Source organism: Streptomyces beihaiensis (assembly GCF_026274175.1).
Lineage (GTDB): Bacteria > Actinomycetota > Actinomycetes > Streptomycetales > Streptomycetaceae > Streptomyces > Streptomyces beihaiensis.
This window is the reverse complement of record NZ_JAPHNL010000265.1, coordinates 1-17,540: the sequence shown is the minus strand read 5'-3', so window position 1 is coordinate 17,540 and position 17,540 is coordinate 1. Positions and strand designations below refer to the sequence as shown.

The 17,540-nt window shown below is 70.0% G+C and carries 15 protein-coding genes, 1 rRNA gene and 2 riboswitches; of the genes, 3 read left to right on the top strand and 13 right to left on the bottom strand.

From position 1 onward, the window contains the following. Positions 1 to 7: 7 nt before the first annotated feature. On the bottom strand, positions 8 to 1,528 hold the full coding sequence (locus OFY01_RS21390; protein ID WP_266602355.1) for a glutamate--cysteine ligase: 1,521 nt from the start codon (positions 1,526 to 1,528) through the stop codon (positions 8 to 10). 539 nt (positions 1,529 to 2,067) lie between these two features. Here OFY01_RS21390 and OFY01_RS21385 point away from each other — a divergent pair. Both OFY01_RS21385 and OFY01_RS21380 read left to right on the top strand, forming a co-directional pair. Further along, entirely contained in the window at positions 2,068 to 2,649 is a 582-nt protein-coding gene (locus tag OFY01_RS21385) for a hypothetical protein (protein ID WP_266602353.1), read from the top strand. A 317-nt stretch (positions 2,650 to 2,966) separates the two neighbouring features. Next, a complete protein-coding gene (locus tag OFY01_RS21380; RefSeq protein ID WP_266602351.1) occupies positions 2,967 to 3,167 on the top strand; it encodes a DUF5999 family protein in 201 nt (66 codons plus the stop codon). Positions 3,168 to 3,240: 73 nt separating this feature from the next. Here OFY01_RS21380 and gcvP read toward each other — a convergent pair whose 3' ends face one another. Beyond that, positions 3,241 to 6,126 carry an aminomethyl-transferring glycine dehydrogenase gene (gene gcvP / locus OFY01_RS21375; RefSeq protein ID WP_266602349.1) on the bottom strand — a complete coding sequence of 962 codons (2,886 nt, stop codon included), beginning with the start codon at positions 6,124 to 6,126 and terminating at the stop codon, positions 3,241 to 3,243. Positions 6,127 to 6,186: 60 nt separating this feature from the next. Then, positions 6,187 to 6,311, bottom strand: a riboswitch (glycine riboswitch). After that, a riboswitch (glycine riboswitch) is annotated at positions 6,312 to 6,407 on the bottom strand. 113 nt (positions 6,408 to 6,520) lie between these two features. On the opposite strand from gcvP, the gene OFY01_RS21370 reads away from it, so the two are divergent. After that, complete coding sequence (locus OFY01_RS21370; RefSeq protein ID WP_266602347.1) at positions 6,521 to 6,898, top strand: PRC-barrel domain-containing protein; 378 nt, start codon at positions 6,521 to 6,523, stop codon at positions 6,896 to 6,898. Here OFY01_RS21370 and OFY01_RS21365 read toward each other — a convergent pair. The 11 genes from OFY01_RS21365 to rrf all read right to left on the bottom strand — a co-directional run bounded on the left by OFY01_RS21365 (position 6,814) and on the right by rrf (position 17,401). Next, on the bottom strand, positions 6,814 to 8,322 hold the full coding sequence (locus OFY01_RS21365; RefSeq protein WP_266602345.1) for a DNA polymerase IV: 1,509 nt from the start codon (positions 8,320 to 8,322) through the stop codon (positions 6,814 to 6,816). The genes OFY01_RS21370 and OFY01_RS21365 overlap by 85 nt on opposite strands. 47 nt (positions 8,323 to 8,369) lie before the next feature. Next, positions 8,370 to 8,990: a MerR family transcriptional regulator gene (locus OFY01_RS21360; protein ID WP_266602343.1), complete on the bottom strand. Its 621-nt coding sequence runs from the start codon at positions 8,988 to 8,990 to the stop codon at positions 8,370 to 8,372. Between the two features lie 184 nt (positions 8,991 to 9,174). Further along, positions 9,175 to 9,648, bottom strand: coding sequence for a bifunctional nuclease family protein (locus tag OFY01_RS21355; protein WP_266602341.1), 474 nt, complete (start codon positions 9,646 to 9,648; stop codon positions 9,175 to 9,177). An 85-nt stretch (positions 9,649 to 9,733) separates the two neighbouring features. Further along, positions 9,734 to 10,474: a transcriptional regulator FtsR gene (gene ftsR / locus OFY01_RS21350; RefSeq protein ID WP_266602339.1), complete on the bottom strand. Its 741-nt coding sequence runs from the start codon at positions 10,472 to 10,474 to the stop codon at positions 9,734 to 9,736. A gap of 23 nt (positions 10,475 to 10,497) precedes the next feature. Then, a complete protein-coding gene (locus OFY01_RS21345) occupies positions 10,498 to 11,364 on the bottom strand; it encodes an FHA domain-containing protein (RefSeq protein ID WP_266602406.1) in 867 nt (288 codons plus the stop codon). 157 nt (positions 11,365 to 11,521) lie between these two features. Then, complete coding sequence (locus OFY01_RS21340; RefSeq protein WP_407700396.1) at positions 11,522 to 12,544, bottom strand: DUF881 domain-containing protein; 1,023 nt, start codon at positions 12,542 to 12,544, stop codon at positions 11,522 to 11,524. A gap of 5 nt (positions 12,545 to 12,549) precedes the next feature. Further along, complete coding sequence (locus tag OFY01_RS21335; RefSeq protein ID WP_266602336.1) at positions 12,550 to 12,882, bottom strand: small basic family protein; 333 nt, start codon at positions 12,880 to 12,882, stop codon at positions 12,550 to 12,552. Continuing rightward, positions 12,879 to 13,790: a DUF881 domain-containing protein gene (locus tag OFY01_RS21330; RefSeq protein WP_266602335.1), complete on the bottom strand. Its 912-nt coding sequence runs from the start codon at positions 13,788 to 13,790 to the stop codon at positions 12,879 to 12,881. Before OFY01_RS21330 ends, OFY01_RS21335 begins: the two co-directional genes overlap by 4 nt. A gap of 139 nt (positions 13,791 to 13,929) precedes the next feature. Further along, a complete protein-coding gene (locus OFY01_RS21325) occupies positions 13,930 to 16,425 on the bottom strand; it encodes a mannose-1-phosphate guanyltransferase (RefSeq protein WP_266602334.1) in 2,496 nt (831 codons plus the stop codon). A 114-nt stretch (positions 16,426 to 16,539) separates the two neighbouring features. Next, a complete protein-coding gene (locus tag OFY01_RS21320) occupies positions 16,540 to 17,148 on the bottom strand; it encodes a CDP-alcohol phosphatidyltransferase family protein (protein WP_266602333.1) in 609 nt (202 codons plus the stop codon). 136 nt (positions 17,149 to 17,284) lie between these two features. Beyond that, positions 17,285 to 17,401: ribosomal RNA gene (rrf, locus tag OFY01_RS21315) — 5S ribosomal RNA — on the bottom strand. Between the last annotated feature and the right edge of the window lie 139 nt (positions 17,402 to 17,540).

The following is a 17,540-nucleotide window of genomic DNA, read 5'->3' as shown; positions in this document are numbered from 1 at the left end:
CGCGCGCTCAGCGCAGCGACGCCGCGGGCTCCAGAAGCCCCACGGGCCAGGTGTGCACGGGCTCACCGAGGTGCATCAGCTCGCAGTACCGGCGCGTGGTCGCGGCGAGCGCCTCCTGGCGGTCGAGTCCGCTCTCTCGCGCGCGGTGGTACGTCGCCGCCTGCCACGCCGCGCCGTTGGTGCGCCGCGCACACCGTTCCTCGATGACGCCGAGGTAGCGGTCACGGTCGGCCGGTTCCACGCCCCACGCGTCGAGTCCGGCCGCCGCCAGCGGCAGCAGTTCGTCGCGTACGAGGCTGACGGCCGGCACGAGCTCGGTGCCGCCGAACCGGCCCCGGCGCGGCCACTCCAGGCGCGCGTCGATCCCGTACCGGCAGGCCGCGCCGAAGTTCCGGTCGGCGGCCTCGAAGGGCAGCCGGGTCCAGACGGGGCGGGGCTGCTCGGCCAGGGCCCGTACGAGGCCGTAGAAGAACGCCGCGTTGGCGACGACGTCGGTGACGGTGGGGCCGGCGGGCAGCACGCGGTTCTCCACCCGCAGGTGCGGGACGCCGTCCGCGACCGCGTAGACCGGGCGGTTCCAGCGGTACACGGTGCCGTTGTGCAGCACGAGTTCGGCCAGGCTCGGGACGCCTCCCCTGTCGAGCACGTCGAGCGGGGACTCGTCGTCGACGCGGGGCAGCAGCGGCGGAAAGTACCGCAGGTTCTCCTCGAACAGGTCGCGCGCGGAGTCGATCCACCGCTCCCCGAACCAGGTGCGCGGCCGTACGCCCTGCGCCTGCAGCTCCGGCGGGCGGGTGTCGATCGACTGCTGGAACAGCGGTGGCCGCGACTCGCGCCACAGCTCGCGGCCGAACAGGAACGGCGCGTTGGCCCCCATCGCGATCTGCGGCCCGGCGACGGCCTGCGCCGCGTTCCACACGGCCGCGAAGCGGACCGGGGTGACCTGGAGGTGCAACTGCACGGAGGTGCAGGCCGCCTCGGGGGCTATCGACGACGATGTGCAGGTCAGCCGCTCGACGCCCTCGATGTCCAGCACGAAGTCCTCACCGCGGGCGGCCACGATCTGGTCGTTGAGCAGCGTGTAGCGGTCGACGGCGGAGAGGTTCGCCGAGACGAGATCCCGCGCGGTCAGGGTCGGCAGAATTCCGATCATCGCGATACCGGCGTCGACTTCGTTCGCCTTTCGGTGAGCGTAGGCGAGCCCCGTACGGAGTTCCTCGGCGAGCCGGTCGAGAACGCGTCCGGCGAGCCGGTGCGGCGCAATGTTCACCTCCAGGTTGAACATGGCCAGTTCGGTCTGGAAATCACGGCTCGCGATCCTTTCGAGTACTTCCGCATTCAACATGCGGGGCATACCGTCGGACCCCAGGAGATTCAATTCGATCTCAAGCCCCATCAGATTCCTCGGGCGGTCGAACCGCTTCTCGCCCAACAGCCGCTCAAGCCCCTCCAGACACTCCTTCAACTTCTGCCTGTAGCGCTGTCGGTCGGCCGGATCGACCGCGCCCGCAACGACCTTCTCCCCCATGGAAGCGTCCCTTCCCCGCATGGGTGTCCCGGCCGCCCGGCCGCGTGTCACGGATGATGATGCCCAGGCAATGCGATCGATAACGCCCCGCGCAAGACCGTCGCACAGTAGGCTCGAAGCAATTCGGGCGCGGCACATTCCATAGGCATGCGGCCCGGCGCAGATTCCGGTGACAGGCGCCTGGTGAAAACCGCCGACGAGTTCCGGCCGACCGCTCTTTCGGCAGATGTCGAGGTCACCGCGGCGGAATGCGCGGGAAATCGTGATGACCACCGCAAAGCAGCACGGTCAGGTCGACCGGAATCCCGCTTGCCATGGTTTCGCGAGACGTTCGAGGAAACTTCATGCGAACGTGTGTCGTATAAACTCCGCTGGCGAGACCCGGAGTCGGCGCCCGCGGGCCGAGGCCCCCCGCCCCTCCGGCCCGCGCACCGCCGCATACCCACACGCACACACCGTGCACCCGCAGCAGACAGCGCCGTCCGCTCGCCCCGCACCGCCCTCGCATCACGTGCCTGTCGAATGAGAGGCGACCCACCATGCCGCTGCATGTCCCCCCGGCTCCCGCGCCCGCCCTGCGCAGTGTCCTCGCGGCCCTCGGCTCCCCGACCGCCGTCCGCGAGGCGCGCACACCGTCCCTGCGCACCGCGCAGGGACCCGCCACCGCCGAACTACCGCTCCCCGTCCACGTGCTGGACCACATCACCGAGACCACCGGGCCGTCGCGGGCCCGCCTCACCGGGTGGCGCTTCCTCATCCGCTGCGGGGGGCACGCGGTGGCCGCGGCCGACACCCGGCTCACCCCGGACGGCTGGGCCTTTTGCCACTTCTTCGAGGGCCCGTACGTCACGTCGACCGAACGCGCCCTGCGCCAGGCCGAGTCGCTGCCCGGCCCCTACCAGCCGCGGCTGCTCTCCGTACCCGAGCTGTACATGCTCACCCTGTGGCTGCACGGCGACTGCGCCGCCGACGCCGCCACCGGGCACCCCGCGGCCGACGACATCCTCGTGCCGCTGGCGCCCGCGCCACCGGGGATCGCGGCGTACCGTCCGCACCGCGTCGCCGAACTGCTGCCGGTCCTCACCCACCGGCTCACTCCGGCGGCGACGCTGCTGGCCTGAGCCCGGACCCGGCTCCTCGGAGACCTGGGCCCCGCGACCGACCGCCGTCCGGTCGCGGGGCCCAGCACTGTCCGACCGCCCGCTCGAGCGGACTAGCCCGCCGGGGCCACCCCGAACCATCCGAAAAGGCCGTGCTGTTGAGCTGAACCGCCCGCACGGGTGATGCGTCTGTCCCCTGTGAGGACCGCTACCGAGAAATCCCTGCGGAACGACGCCCACAGGGCAACACTGGGTTCCGGACCGACTGGAGACGGGGGACGGCCATGAACAGCACACCCGACCGCAGCACCATCACTTCGCAGCGAAAGAACCGATCCATGTGCCAGCACCAGCCTTCGTGCCCGACAGCCGACTCAGCGGACAGGGAGGCCGCGCTTCCGGTGGCCTACCACCCGGAACAGGGCTGGAGCCTGCTGTGCAACGGTGTCCTGCTCTTCGAGGACACCGGCGAACTCCTCCCGAACGGCACGATCATCGCTCCGCACCGCCCGGTGGGCCCGGTGGTGAGGGCGGCCTGAAGGACCGCCCTGACCGAGGCGCGGGTCTGCGCGACCAGCCATGACGAACCGGTGATCGCGCAGCCCCCTGGACTCACCCCTCGTAGGCGTCCAGCGGAGGGCAGGAACAGACGAGGTTCCGGTCACCGAAGGCCTGGTCGATCCTGCGCACGGGCGCCCAGTACTTGTCGGAGGCGTCCACCCCGCCAGGGAAGACGCCCACCTCACGGCTGTAGGCGTGCTCCCACTCGCCCGCGAGCATCCCCGCCGTGTGCGGTGCGTTCCGCAGCGGGTTGTCGTCCGCCGGCCACTCGCCGGAGGCGACTCGGTCGATCTCCCCGCGAATCGCGATCATCGCCTCGCAGAACCGGTCGAGTTCGCCCAGGTCCTCGCTCTCGGTCGGCTCGATCATCAGCGTCCCGGCCACGGGGAACGACATCGTCGGCGCGTGGAACCCGTAGTCGATCAGCCGCTTGGCGATGTCGTCCACGCTGACGCCCGTCGCCTTGGTCAGCGGCCGCAGGTCGATGATGCACTCGTGCGCGACGAGGCCGCCCGGACCGGTGTAGAGCACCGGGTAGTGCGGTTCGAGCCGCTTGGCGATGTAGTTGGCGGAGAGCACCGCCACCTGCGTCGCCCGCTTCAGCCCCTCGCCGCCCATCAGACGTACGTACGCCCACGAGATCGGCAGGATTCCGGCGGAGCCCCACGGCGCCGCGGAGACCGGTCCGACGCCGGTCTCCGGGCCCGCGGCGGGCTGCAGCGGGTGGTTGGGCAGGTACGGCGCGAGGTGCGCGCGCACGCCGACCGGCCCGACACCCGGGCCGCCGCCGCCGTGCGGGATGCAGAACGTCTTGTGCAGGTTGAGGTGGGAGACGTCGCCGCCGAACCGACCCGGCTTGGCGAGGCCCACCAGAGCGTTGAGGTTGGCGCCGTCGACGTAGACCTGGCCGCCCGCGTCGTGCACCTGCGCGCAGATGTCGGCGACGTGCTCCTCGAACACGCCGTGCGTCGACGGGTACGTGATCATGAGCACGGCCAGCTGGTCGGCGTACTGCTCGATCTTGGCCCGCAGGTCGTCCACGTCGATCTCGCCGTCATCGGCCGTCTTGACCACGACGACCTTCATGCCGGCCATCACCGCGCTCGCCGCGTTGGTGCCGTGCGCCGACGACGGGATGAGGCAGACGGTGCGCTGCTCGTCCCCGTTGGCCCGGTGGTAGCCGCGGACGGCGAGCAGGCCCGCCAGTTCGCCCTGGGAGCCGGCGTTGGGCTGGAGGCTGACCTTGTCGTAGCCGGTGACCTCGGCGAGCCGTTCCTCCAGCTCGCGGATGAGGGTGAGGTAGCCCTGTGCCTGCTCGGCGGGGGCGAACGGGTGCAGCCCGCCGAACTCGGGCCAGGTCACCGGCTCCATCTCCGTCGTCGCGTTGAGCTTCATCGTGCAGGAGCCCAGCGGGATCATGCCGCGGTCGAGCGCGTAGTCGCGGTCGGCGAGCCTGCGCAGGTAGCGCAGCATCGCGGTCTCGGAGCGGTGCTGGTGGAAGACCGGATGGGTGAGGAACTCGTCGTGGCGAAGGAGCCCGGCGGGCAGCGCGTCCGGCACCTCGGCGTCCAGGGCCTCTATGTCGCCCTCGACCCCGAAAGCGCTCCACACGATGCCGAGCTGCGCCCGCGTGGTCGTCTCGTCGCAGGCGACCGAGACGTGGTCGGCGTCGACGAGCCGCAGGTTGACCCCGGCCTGGCGGGCGGCGGTCACGACATCCGCCGCGCGGCCCGGCACCCGCACGGTGAGGGTGTCGAAGTAGGCGGCGTGCACGACCTCGACACCGCCCGCGGTCAGGCCGGCGGCGAGCAGCGTGGCGTACCGGTGGGTGCGCTGCGCGATGGAGGTGAGGCCCGCCGGGCCGTGGTACACGGCGTACATGCCGGCCATGACGGCGAGCAGCACCTGGGCGGTGCAGATGTTGCTGGTCGCCTTCTCGCGGCGGATGTGCTGCTCGCGCGTCTGCAGGGCGAGGCGGTACGCCTTGTTGCCGTCGGCGTCGACGGAGACGCCCACGAGGCGGCCCGGCAGCGAGCGGGCGAACGTGTCGCGCACCGCCATGTATCCGGCGTGCGGCCCGCCGAAGCCCATCGGCACGCCGAACCGCTGCGTGGTGCCGACGGCGATGTCGGCGCCCAGTTCGCCGGGCGAGGTCAGCAGGGTCAGCGCGAGAAGGTCGGCGGCGACCGTCACGACCGCGCCGAGTTCGTGCGCCTGGTCGATGAGGGGCTTGATGTCACGCACGGCGCCCGATGCGCCCGGGTACTGGACGAGTACACCGACGACACCGCGCTCGGCGACCTCCGGGGGGATGCCCTCGCTCAGGTCGGCTTCGACGATCTCCACGCCGGTCGGTTCGGCGCGTGTCCGGATCACGGCGGTGGTCTGCGGCAGGGCGTCGGCGTCGACGACGTAGACGCCGTCCTTGACCTTGCCGACGCGCCGCGACAGGGCCATGGCCTCGGCGGCCGCGGTGCCCTCGTCGAGCAGCGAGGCGCCCGAGGTCGGAAGTCCGGTCAGGTCGGCGACCATCGTCTGGAAGTTGAGCAGCGCCTCGAGGCGGCCCTGCGAGATCTCCGGCTGGTAGGGCGTGTACGCCGTGTACCAGGCCGGGTTCTCCATGATGTTGCGCAGGATGACGGGCGGCGTGAACGTGCCGTAGTAGCCGAGGCCGATCATCGAGCCGAGGACCTGGTTGCGGTCGGCCAGGGCGTGCAGCTCGTCGAGCACCTCGGCCTCGGTGCGCGCGGCCGACAGCGCCAGCGCCTCGGTGCTCTTGATCACATCCGGTACGGCGGCCGCCGTGAGTTCGTCGAGCGAGCCGTATCCGACCTGCGCGAGCATCTTGGCCTGCGCGGCATCGTCCGGACCGATGTGCCGCTGCTCGAACGGAATGCCCTGTTCGAGGCGGGTGAGCGATGTACGGTTGGCGGTCATTGCGGAGGCCTCCTGGTCGTCACGACCTGCGAGGGGCACCACGGCGCGGGTGCCCGGACGGCCTCCCCCTCTGTCATCTCGACCTGAGAGCTTCACCGGCCCGCCTGCGCGATCACGCGTGCGCCGCCGGTTTTCACCGTCGGTGAGAGCGGAAACCGTGCACCCGCTCTGCTTTCCAGAGTGACCTCGCCCGTGCGGTACTGGGGCCTGAGAGATTCCGGGGAGGATTTGCTCCTTCGGCGCCCCCGAAAGCTCTCGGAGGACTCTCCCGCACGAGGTCGGCAGCCGTCTGCCAGCCTACCAGCGGCGACATGGAGCATCGCTCGAGTGGCCGCCTTCCCGAATGTGCTCTTTCGTAGTGTTTACAGAGCACTTGCGATCAGTTGGAGGGCCCGTGCAGACCGACATCGACCCGCGCAATCTGATCGGCCGCAAGGCTTTCGACCGCAACGGGACCAAGATCGGAACGATCGACGAGGTCTACCTCGACGACGCCACCGGGGTGCCGGAGTGGGCGGCCATACGGACCGGCCTCTTCACCCGCGACGCCTTCGTGCCCCTGGAGCCCAGCGAGCTCGTCGACGACGCGCTCCGTGTGCCCTTCGAGCGCTCCCTGATCAAGGACGCTCCCGACTTCGGCGTGGGCCGCCATCTCTCGCCCGAGCAGGAACTGCAGCTCTATCACCACTACGGCCTTGACGTGGCCGTCCCGGGCTCTCCCGACGTCTCGTTCGGCCACGTCGCGGGGGCCGAGGAGGAAGAGCCGACCTGAGGAGACCGGCGCCCGTCCTGGGGCCGCACCAGCGGCAGCGGGTCGGCCGAAACCAGCGCCGGGTCGTCGGCCCGGAACGTCCGTACCCGGCCCGGCCGGTCCGCGTACGGCGTCTCGAACCGGACGGTCACCCGCCCGAGCCCGCTCCCCTGCACCCAGCCGGGGCCGTACTCCGCGTGCCGTACGTCGTGCCCGGCCGGCCACCGTCGCCCGGGGGGCTCGGCGGCGGTGGCCGGGGCGGGGGCCGCCGCCTCCGTCAGAGCCCCCGCCGGGGCGGCCGCCGCGCCTTCCTCCGGGCCCGCCGCCGCGGTCTCCTCCCCCGCCTCCTCCGTACCGCCGCCCGTCACCCCCTCGCCCGCCTGCGCGAAGAGGTCCTCCTGGGTGAAGTCGGCGAGACCGCTCACCCCGACCCCGAGCAACCGGACCCCGCCCGTCGTGTCCACGGCCTCAAGGAGGCGCGCGGCCGCCTCCCGCACCACGGCGGGGTCGTCCGTCGGCCCGCGCAGCGTCTCGGAGCGGGTCAGGGTGGAGAAGTCGTAGCGCCGGACCTTCAGCACCACGGTCCGCCCCGACCTGCCGGCCTCCCGCAGCCGCTCCACGCACCGGTCCGCGAGCCGCCGAACCTCGCCGCGCACCCGCACCCGGTCGTGGATGTCGATGTCGTACGTGTCCTCGACCGACACGGACTTCGAGTCCCGCTCGGCGACGACGGGCCGCTCGTCGCGCGCGAGCGCCATCTCGTACAGGTGGCTGCCGTGCGCCTTGCCGAGCAGCCGCACGAGCTCGTCCTCGCCCGCCTCGGCGATCTCCTCCACCGTGTGGATTCCGGCACGGCGCAGATGCTCCGCGGTGGCCGGTCCCACGCCGGGCAGGATCCGCACGGTCTTCGGCCCCAGCAGCGCCCGCTCGGTGCCCGGCGGTATGAGGACGAGACCGTCCGGCTTGGCCTGCTCGGACGCGATCTTGGCGAGCATCTTGGACACGGCGAGCCCCACCGAACCGGTCAGCCCGGTCACCCGCCGGATGTCGGCGCGCAGCCGGACCCCGACGGCCTCGGCCGAAGCCGCGTCCCAGGCCGCCTCAGCGGCCTCCAGATCGACGAACGCCTCGTCCAGGCTCAGGGGCTCCACGAGGGGTGAAAGCTCCCGCAGAAGCGCCATCACCTGCTCGCTGATGTCCCGGTAGAGGCGGAAGCGCGGCACGAGGTACGCGGCGTGCGGTGCGAGTCTGCGGGCCTGCCCCATCGGCATGGCGGAGTGCACCCCGAACCTGCGTGCCTCGTACGACGCCGTGGCGACGACGCCGCGCGGCCCGAGCCCGCCCACGACGACGGCCTTTCCGCGCAGGCTGGGCTTCGCCGCCTGCTCCGCGGAGGCGTAGAAGGCATCCATGTCCAGATGCAGGATCGTCGGCGCGGTTCTCACATCTCAGATGCTGCCTCACACCACTGACAATCGGGCCGCACAACCGTTCACACGGCCCGGTTGCGCCGCCTTGCCAGCTCGTCGGCCGGGTTGTGCCCGATGAGCGTCTCCCCGGTGTCGACGCGCTCGCCGTGCAGCTGCGACAGGGCGCTCTCCACGTCCCGCCACACCACGCCCACGGCGATGCCGAAGACGCCCTGCCCGCCCTGGAGCAGATCGTGCACCTCGCTGGGCGACGTGCACTCGTACACCGTCGCGCCGTCGCTCATGAGCGTCATCCGCTCCAGGTCCCTGAATCCGCGCTCCCGCAGATGCTGGACGGCGGTACGGATGTTCTGCAGCGAGACTCCGGTGTCCAGGAAGCGCTTGACGACCTTGAGGACGACGACGTCACGAAAGCTGTAGAGGCGCTGCGTGCCCGACCCGTACGCGGGCCGCACGCTGGGCTCGACGAGGCCGGTCCTGGCCCAGTAGTCGAGCTGGCGGTAGGTGATGCCGGCCGCCGCGCACGCGGTCGGCCCCCGGTACCCGACACCGTCGGGAGCTCTTTCGCCGCTCTCCCCCGGCACCGCGGTCACCGCCTGCGGACGCTGCGGAGGGTGATCGGCTGCGCCGCCGTGAAACGGGTACGGACCGCCCGTCGCCGTACCGTCGCCGCTGCTTCTCACGCCGACCTCCTCTTTGACCTGCCTTCTCGACGGTAGGCAGTCACAGGGGGTGCGTCAACGAACGCCACACTCGCCACGCCGAGTGATAATCACCCTACGAGTGGTTTCCCGTGTCCCACCGCGGGGAACAGTGCCTGAATGTGCCGAATCGGCCGTCGGCGGCACGCGCCGACAGCCGACCGGTTCACTGGCTGTTGGTTCCGAAATCCTCGGGCGAGATCTGGTCGAGGAACTCGCGGAACTTCTCCACTTCGTCCTCCTGCTCGTCCGGGATCGCGATCCCGGCACCGTCCAGGACTCCTTCGCTGCCGAAGATCGGCGTCCCGGTGCGCAGCGCGAGCGCTATGGCGTCGGACGGGCGGGCGCTGACCTCGACGCCGCTCGCGAACACCAGTTCCGCGTAGAAGACCCCTTCGCGCAGGTCCGTGATGCGCACTTCGGTGAGCTCCTGTCCGACCGCTTCCAGCACGTCCTTGAACAGGTCGTGGGTCAGCGGGCGCGCAGGGGCCATGCCCTGCTGCGCGAAGGCGATGGCCGTCGCCTCCCCCGGTCCGATCCAGATGGGGAGGTAACGGTCGCCCCCCACTTCACGCAGGAGGACGATCGGTTGGTTGGAGGGCATTTCGACCCGGACACCTACGACGTCGAGCTCGTTCACACAGCAACCCTAGGACGTGCCCGGCCGGTTTGGGTAGTCGGGCCGTCGCCGACAGGCCCCCCGGTGGCCTTTCGCACGCCCACGATCAGGGCAGACGCACTCCGAGAGCCGTTTGGACGAGTGCCGCGTGGAGCCTCACCGTGAGTCCGGCCAGTTCCGTGGCGCGCTCCTGGGCGTGCGCCCGGGTCTGCGGGTTGCGGTGCACCTTGAGCGGAGCGACGACCTGGTCGATCAGCCCGGCCTCGCGGTCCGCGGCGGCCCGCGCGGCCCGCAGATGCCGGGGACCGATCCCGAACCGGCCCAGCTCCTGGACGAGCTCGGCGACCACGACCGCCGCGGCGTCGTAGCCCCCGTCCGGCAGCGGAGCGAGCAGACCGTACGACTCCCACTCCGCCAGCTCCTCCTCGGCGATCCCGGCGGCGGCGAGGAGTTCGTCGCGGCCCACCCGCGCGGCCGTGGGGCCCGCCTCACCGCGCTCACCCGCGCCTGCGGCATCGCCGCCCTGCGACGGCACGGGCAGCGGAAGGGGCTCGCCGCGCTCCTCGGCGTCGAGGTGCTCCCTGATGACCTTCAACGGCAGATAGTGGTCCCGCTGCATCCTCAGGACGTGGGCGAGCCGCTCCACGTCACCCGGGCTGAACTTCCGGTAGCCCGAGGGCGTGCGCTCCGGCTCCACGAGGCCTTCCGACTCCAGGAAGCGGATCTTGGAGATGGTGACCTCGGGGAACTCCTCGCGCAGCAGATTCAGTACGGTGCCGATGCTCATCAGCCGACTGTCCACGGTGGCGGTGCCGCTGTCGGCACCGCCCCTCGGTGTATGCAGCATGGACCTTCCTGGCGGTTGGCTGGTCAGATGCCCCGCTGGCTCGCGTAGAAGACCAGCCGGTACTTGCCGATCTGGACCTCGTCTCCGTTGTTCAGCGTCACCGAGTCGATGCGCTCACGGTTCACGTACGTCCCGTTGAGGCTGCCGACGTCGGCCACCGTGAACGAGCCGTCCTGCATGCGACGGAACTCCACATGGCGCCGCGACACGGTCACGTCGTCCAGGAAGATGTCGCTCTGCGGGTGACGGCCCGCCGTGGTCAGCTCGCCGTCCAGGAGGAAGCGGCTGCCCGAGTTGGGCCCGCGGCGCACGACGAGCAGCGCCGATCCGAGCGGCAGTGCGTCGACCGCGGCCTGCGCCTCGGGCGACAGGGCCGGCAGCTGCGTCTGACCGGTCACCTCGGCGTCGTACGCCTCGATGCCGGAGATGGAGATGGTGGACGTCGTCTCGGAGGGGCGCTCGGCGGCCGCGCCGGCGCGCAGCGGCGCGCCGCAGTTCGAGCAGAACCGGCTGTTCTCCCCGTTCCGGTTTCCGCACCTCGCACACACCAGGGCCGACATGGACGGATCCTCCTGCCGCGGCTGCCCCGACGGGGCGTGGGACGCGTACGGATCGGGGGCGTGCCCTCCACCCGCACTCGAGGCTGACGGTTCCCCGAAACCTATGCGGCCGGAACCGGCAGGGTCAACAGACGACGCGCCCTGTCCGCCCGAAATGTCCCCAGGGATCTGGTCCCGGAACAGAGGGCGCTCGCCGACCTGGGTCTCCGGCACGTCTCCCTGGCGCGGCGCACGGTGACGGGCGTCCTCACGCGCGCTCTTGCCGAACAACTTCGCAAACAACTTCACGGGCGATTCCCCTTGACCGAAACAGACCCGCCCGTGGGGCAGGACGAACCCTCATTGCACACATCGGCGTACATCGCTGACACGGACACCTTCACAACGTCCGCACCCGCCGAACAGTTTCCACCACGCACCGCCTCTTCGATGCGCCGACCCCCCGCAACCTCATGCCCTCGCACACCGTCCCCCATGCACCCTCGCCTCACTGCGAGGACGACTGAGCGTAGTCAGGCTGATGCGCGGCTCGCAAGGCGTCCACGACGACCTTCTCCGAACGGGTCACGGTGACCGTGGCCTGCTCCTTCTCCAGCGTCTGCACGACCCCTCCGGGGATGTTGAGGGCCGGCTCGAGATCCTGCGGCTTGCCGATGACCTTGAACCGGTAGGGCTGGCTCAGGTGATGTCCGTCCACGCTGACGCCCTTCCCTCCGTCCGCGTCCGTCAGGTACGTGTTGACGACGACACGGACACCGTTCACCTGAATCGCCTCCGCTCCGGCCGCCCGCAGCTCCTGGATCGCGTCGAGCAGCATGTCCGCCTGGACGGCCCCCTTCGGGTCCGTGACGGTCATGGTGATGCCGGGGCCCTGCGCGACCTCGGTGCCCGCCAGAATGCCGAGTTGGCGCTCCTTCTCAGCGGTCTGCTTGCGCGCCTCGTCGGCCTGGTCCGAGCTGTTCTCCAGCTCGGTCCGCTGGTGTTCGAGACCTTGCTTCTCATCTTCCAGACGTTGAGTCCGCGAATCGAGTTCATCGAGGATGCGCACGAGATCTTCCTGCCGCGCGCCGCGCAGAGCGCTGTTGTCGCTGTGGGAGCGCACCTGGATGGCGAGTCCGAGACCCAGTACGAACAACAGCACGGCCACGATGAGCTGGGCGCGCGACACGCGGGGCGGCCACAGCCCTTTCACGAGTCGCTGGCGACCGGTCAGCTCCCGCTCCCCGTCGGCCACCTGCCCGGCCGTGCCGGGCCCGCCGGGCTCCGGCCCGTCCGTCGCGGCCGGCCGCGGCCGCGCTCCTCGCACCTCGGCGGGCAACTCGCTGCGCAGGCTCGGCGAGCGGCGCTCGGGGGCGGGCGCCTCTCCGGGAGACTGAGCCGGGGTCCGCGCGGGGGGCTGCGCCGGGGTGTGCCCGGGGGCCTTCCGGCCGTCGGCGCTCTGCGGGCGTTCCGGCTCCGCGGGGCGCTCGGAGCCCTCGGGGCGGCCGTCGTTGTCGTCGCGGTCGTTCATCTGCCTCACGCCCGGAACACGTGGCGCCGGATGGCGGCCGCGTTGGAGAAGATCCGGATGCCGAGCACCACGACGACACCGGTCGACAGCTGAGCCCCGACGCCCAGCTTGTCGCCCAGGAAGACGATGAGCGCGGCCACGACGACGTTCGACAGGAAGGACACGACGAACACCTTGTCGTCGAAGATCCCGTCCAGCATGGCGCGCAGCCCGCCGAACACCGCGTCGAGCGCCGCCACGACGGCGATCGGAAGGTAAGGCTCGACCACCGCCGGAACCTCGGGCCGGACGAACAGTCCGACCACGATTCCCACGACGAGGCCCAGTACGGCGATCACTTTGTGCCCTTCTCCGTCTTCTCATTGCTCGGCCGAGCTGTCCGTACGGTCACGCTGGGCGCGGCGGGTAGTTCGAGGTTCTTCTCGGCCGAGATCTTGGTCCGGATCCCGAAGTTCTCCTGCAGGGCATGGAGATACAGCCCGTCGGGGCTGTTCTGGAACCGAGTGCTCAGCCGTTGCCCGTCCCCCACCGCGAGCACCGTGTACGGCGGCACCAGCGGCCTGTTGTCGACCAGTATCGCGTCACCGGCGGCCCTGATCGCGGAGAGCGCGGTCAGGCGCTCTCCGTTGATGCTGATGGCCTCGGCACCCGACTGCCACAGACCGTTGACCACGCGCTGCATGTCACGGTCGCGCACCCGTCCCGTGTCGGAGAACCCGGCGCTCTCGCGCGGCCCGGTCCCGCCGCCGATCTCGGCCGACTTGGCGTCGTCGACCACGAGCTTCACCCCGGGACCGTGCACGGCGACGGCCCCAGAGAGCACACCCACGAGTTCGCCCCGCTTGCCGCCGTGCTGGTCGAGGGCCCGGTGCTGTATGTCGCCCACCTCGGTACGGAGCGAGTCGACCTTGCCCTCCAGCTTGTCGGCGGAGTCCGTCTCCCGGTTGATCCGGTCGATCAGCTCCTGGCGTTCCTTGGCGACGACGGGGGCGGCGACGCGGGCCTGCGCGGCCCCCACCGTCACCACGCCGGCGGCGAGCACGAGACCCGCCGCGAGCCCGAGCTTGGCCCGCAGCGTCTTCGGCAGCCCGCTGCGCCCCGCCTCCTTCTTCCGGGCCGCGGCCTCGGCATACCCCTCGTCCAGGCTGTGGTCCATCACATTGGTCAGCAGCGACATGGAGGCATCGGGGCGCGAGGGGCGCCTGGGACTGCTCCGAACGGGGGGCTGCTGCGACATGCCGCACATCGTCGCACGTGCGGCCCGCCGCCTCCGAACGGCCCCACCGACGAACCGGTCCGCACCGGACACCGGGCGGGCCGGTGGCGGTGCGGACCGGTGCGGTCGGTGCGGACCGGTTCGGTGCGGACGGGCTCCTGCCCGAGGATCAGTGGCCGGCGCTCTCCACGACCGCCGCCCACTCCTCCAGCAGCCGCTGCGCGGACGCGTCGTCGGGTCCCTCGGCCCACAGATGGGTGACCGCTTCCGCGGGGTCCGGGAGCACCATGACCCAGCTGCCGTCGGGCTCCACGACCCGCACGCCGTCGGTGGTGTCCACGTTCCGGTCACCGGCCGCCTCGACCACGCGCCGCATCACGAGCCCCTTCACGGCCCACGGCGTCGCCAGGTCGCGCTTCAGTACGTGCGCCCGCGGGATGCGGGCGTCGATCTGGCTCAACGTGAGCTGTGTACGGGCGACGAGGCCGATGAGCCGGACGAACGCCGCGCTCCCGTCGAAGACGCTGCTGAACTCGGGCACGATGAACCCGCCGCGCCCGTCGCCGCCGAAGATGGTCGTGTCCTCCCGTCCCACGCGGGTGAGGTCGTCGGGGGACGTGGTCGTCCACTCGACCTGCGTCCCGTGGTACGCGGCGACCTGTTCGGCGATCCGCGTCGTCGTCACGGGGAGCGCGACCCTGCCGCTGCGCCGCTCGGCCGCGACCAGGTCGAGCATGACCAGCAGCGCCCTGTGGTCCTCGACGATCCGCCCCTTCTCGTCGACGAGCGAGAGCCGTTCGCCGACCGGGTCGAACCGCACACCGAACGCGGCCCGTGCCGACGCGACGATCTCACCGAGCCGCACGAGCCCGGCCCTGCGCGCCTGCGCCGTCTCGGTCGGCCGTGACTCGTCGAGGCCCGGGTTGATCGTCAGAGAGTCGACCCCGAGCCGTCCGAGCAGGCTGGGCAGGACGAGCCCGGCACTGCCGTTGGACGCGTCGACGACGACCTTGAGCCCGGACTCGGCGATCCCGTCGATGTTCACGTTCCGCAGCACGGCCCCGGTGTACGAGTCGAAGACGCTGGACGGGAAGCGCAGGTCCCCGATCTCCCCCGGGAACGCCCTGCGGTACTCCTGCCGGGCGTACACGCGGTCCAGCTTGCGCTGGCCGGCCTGCGACAGGTCAGCTCCACGCTCGTCGAAGAACATGATGTCGACGGAGTCCGGCACGCCCGGCGTCGTACGGAGCATGATGCCGCCGGCGCTGCCGCGCGCCGTCTGCTGCCGTGCGACGGGCAGCGGTACGTTCTCCAGGTCCCGTACGTCGATGGCGCTCGCCTGCAGCGCCGAGATGACGGCCCGCTTGAGCGCACGGGCACCACGTGAGTGGTCGCGGGCGGTCGTGACGGTCGAGCCTTTCTTCAGAGTCGTCGCGTACGCTCCCGCGAGGCGCACGGCCAGCTCGGGGGTGATCTCGACGTTCAGGATTCCGGAGACTCCCCTGGCGCCGAACAGATGGGCCTGTCCGCGCGACTCCCAGATCACCGACGTATTGACGAAGGCTCCGGCCTCGATCGTCTTGAACGGGTAGACGCGAACGTTTCCCTGGACGATGGACTCCTCGCCGACGAGACACTCGTCGCCGATGACGGCGCCGTCCTCGATCCGGGCCGCCCGCATGATGTCGGTGTTCTTTCCGACCACGCAACCGCGCAGGTTGCTCTGCTGGCCGATATAGACGTTGTCGTGGACGACGGCCTTGTGGAGAAAGGCGCCGCTCTTGACCACGACATTGGATCCGACGACCGTGTGCTCACGGATTTCCACGTCGGCCTCGACCTTGGCATAGTCGCCGATGTAGAGCGGGCCGCGCAGCACTGCGTCGGGGTGCACCTCGGCGCCCTCGGCGACCCATACACCGGGCGAGATCTCGAATCCGTCGATCTCGACGTCTACCTTGCCTTCGAGCACGTCGGCCTGCGCCTTCACGTAGCTCTCATGTGTGCCGACGTCCTCCCAGTACCCCTCCGCGACATAGCCGTAGATGGGTTTGCCTTCCTTCATCAGCTGCGGGAAGACATCTCCGGACCAGTCGACGGGAACGTCGGCCTCGACATAGTCGAAGACCTCGGGCTCCATCACGTAGATGCCCGTGTTCACCGTGTCCGAAAAGACCTGGCCCCAGGTCGGCTTCTCCAGGAACCGCTCGACTTTGCCGTCGCCGTCGACGATGGTGATCCCGAACTCCAGGGGGTTGGGAACCCTTGTCAGGCAGACCGTGACGAGGGCGCCTTTCTCTTTGTGGAAGTTGATGAGTTCGGTGAGGTCGAAGTCGGTGAGAGCGTCACCGGAGATCACGAGGAAGGCGTCGTCCTTCAGCGCCTCCTCCGCGTTCTTCACACTGCCGGCGGTGCCGAGTGGCTTTTCCTCATTGGCATAGGTGAGCTCCATTCCAAGCTCTTCGCCGTCCCCGAAGTAGTTCTTGACGAGGGAAGCCAGGAACTGCACAGTTACCACTGTCTCGCTGAGCCCATGCCGCTTGAGCAGCCTCAGCACGTGCTCCATGATCGGCCGGTTGGCCACCGGCAGGAGCGGCTTGGGCATGCTCGAGGTCATGGGGCGAAGGCGGGTTCCTTCGCCTCCGGCCATCACGACGGCCTTCATGTCGGAAGCGTCCTCCTTGAAGAGACGACTGTCTAGCCGACTTCGCTCGTCGTGAATGGCCTGCGATTGTGCTGGTGCGGGCCACTCGGCCTCACGGTGCGCTCAATGGCGAGCTCAATCGGCTGTGGCGTCCGCCCAGACAAGTCGGCGGACTTGTACCACGTAGAGGATCCCTGCCCACCAGTACAGCGTTGTACCCCATCCGGCGAACGCCCATCCGAAAATAGCAGCGACTTCGTGGATCCAGCCACTTCCGTCACTGAGAAGCAGCAGCGGGAACGCGTACATCAAGTTGAACGTCGCGGCCTTGCCGAGGAAGTTCACCTGCGGCGGCGGATAGCCATGCCTGCGGAGGACTCCCACCATCACCAGGAGAACCAGTTCGCGCGCCAGCAGTACAGCCGTCAACCAGATCGGGAGAATCTCCCGCCAGGTCAACCCGACCAGAGTGGACAGGATGTACAAGCGGTCGGCGGCCGGATCCAGCAGGCGGCCGAGGCTGCTGATCTGGTTCCAGCGCCGTGCGAGCTTGCCATCGAGGTAGTCGCTGACCCCGCTCAACGCGAGCACCAGCAACGCCCAGCCATCGCTCTTAGGCCCCCCGAACTCGGGCCTGAGGATGAGCCACAGGAAGACGGGAACGCCGACCAGCCGCGCCATGCTGAGGATGTTGGGGATGGTGAGGACCCGCTCCGTCTGTACGCGGGTCTCCTGGACCTCCACCCGGGGGCCTCCTGTGAGGAAATGAGCCAACGATGCCCCCTGACCTTACCCTCGGCCCCAAGGCCGGTTCGAAGGGGGTCACCGACAACGCAGAAAGCCCCCGCACCTTGCGGCGCGGGGGCTCCTGTCACTAATAGTTCGGCGGCGTCCTACTCTCCCACAGGGTCCCCCCTGCAGTACCATCGGCGCTGAAAGGCTTAGCTTCCGGGTTCGGAATGTAACCGGGCGTTTCCCTCACGCTATAACCACCGAAACACTATGAAACTGTCAACCGCACCATGTGTGGCACATGGGGTTGTTCGTGGTTTCAGAACCAACACAGTGGACGCGAGCAACTGAGGACAAGCCCTCGGCCTATTAGTACCAGTCAACTCCACCGGTCACCCGGCTTC

Excerpts from the sequence above, each read along its gene's own strand:
- OFY01_RS21390 (WP_266602355.1), bottom strand. The coding sequence starts at position 1,528 with ATGGGGGAGAAGGTCGTTGCGGGCGCGGTCGATCCGGCCGACCGACAG.
- OFY01_RS21385 (WP_266602353.1), top strand. The coding sequence starts at position 2,068 with ATGCCGCTGCATGTCCCCCCGGCTCCCGCGCCCGCCCTGCGCAGTGTC.
- OFY01_RS21380 (WP_266602351.1), top strand. The coding sequence starts at position 2,967 with ATGTGCCAGCACCAGCCTTCGTGCCCGACAGCCGACTCAGCGGACAGG.
- gcvP (WP_266602349.1), bottom strand. The coding sequence starts at position 6,126 with ATGACCGCCAACCGTACATCGCTCACCCGCCTCGAACAGGGCATTCCG.
- ftsR (WP_266602339.1), bottom strand. The coding sequence starts at position 10,474 with ATGCTGCATACACCGAGGGGCGGTGCCGACAGCGGCACCGCCACCGTG.
- OFY01_RS21340 (WP_407700396.1), bottom strand. The coding sequence starts at position 12,544 with ATGAACGACCGCGACGACAACGACGGCCGCCCCGAGGGCTCCGAGCGC.
- OFY01_RS21330 (WP_266602335.1), bottom strand. The coding sequence starts at position 13,790 with ATGTGCGGCATGTCGCAGCAGCCCCCCGTTCGGAGCAGTCCCAGGCGC.
- OFY01_RS21325 (WP_266602334.1), bottom strand. The coding sequence starts at position 16,425 with ATGAAGGCCGTCGTGATGGCCGGAGGCGAAGGAACCCGCCTTCGCCCC.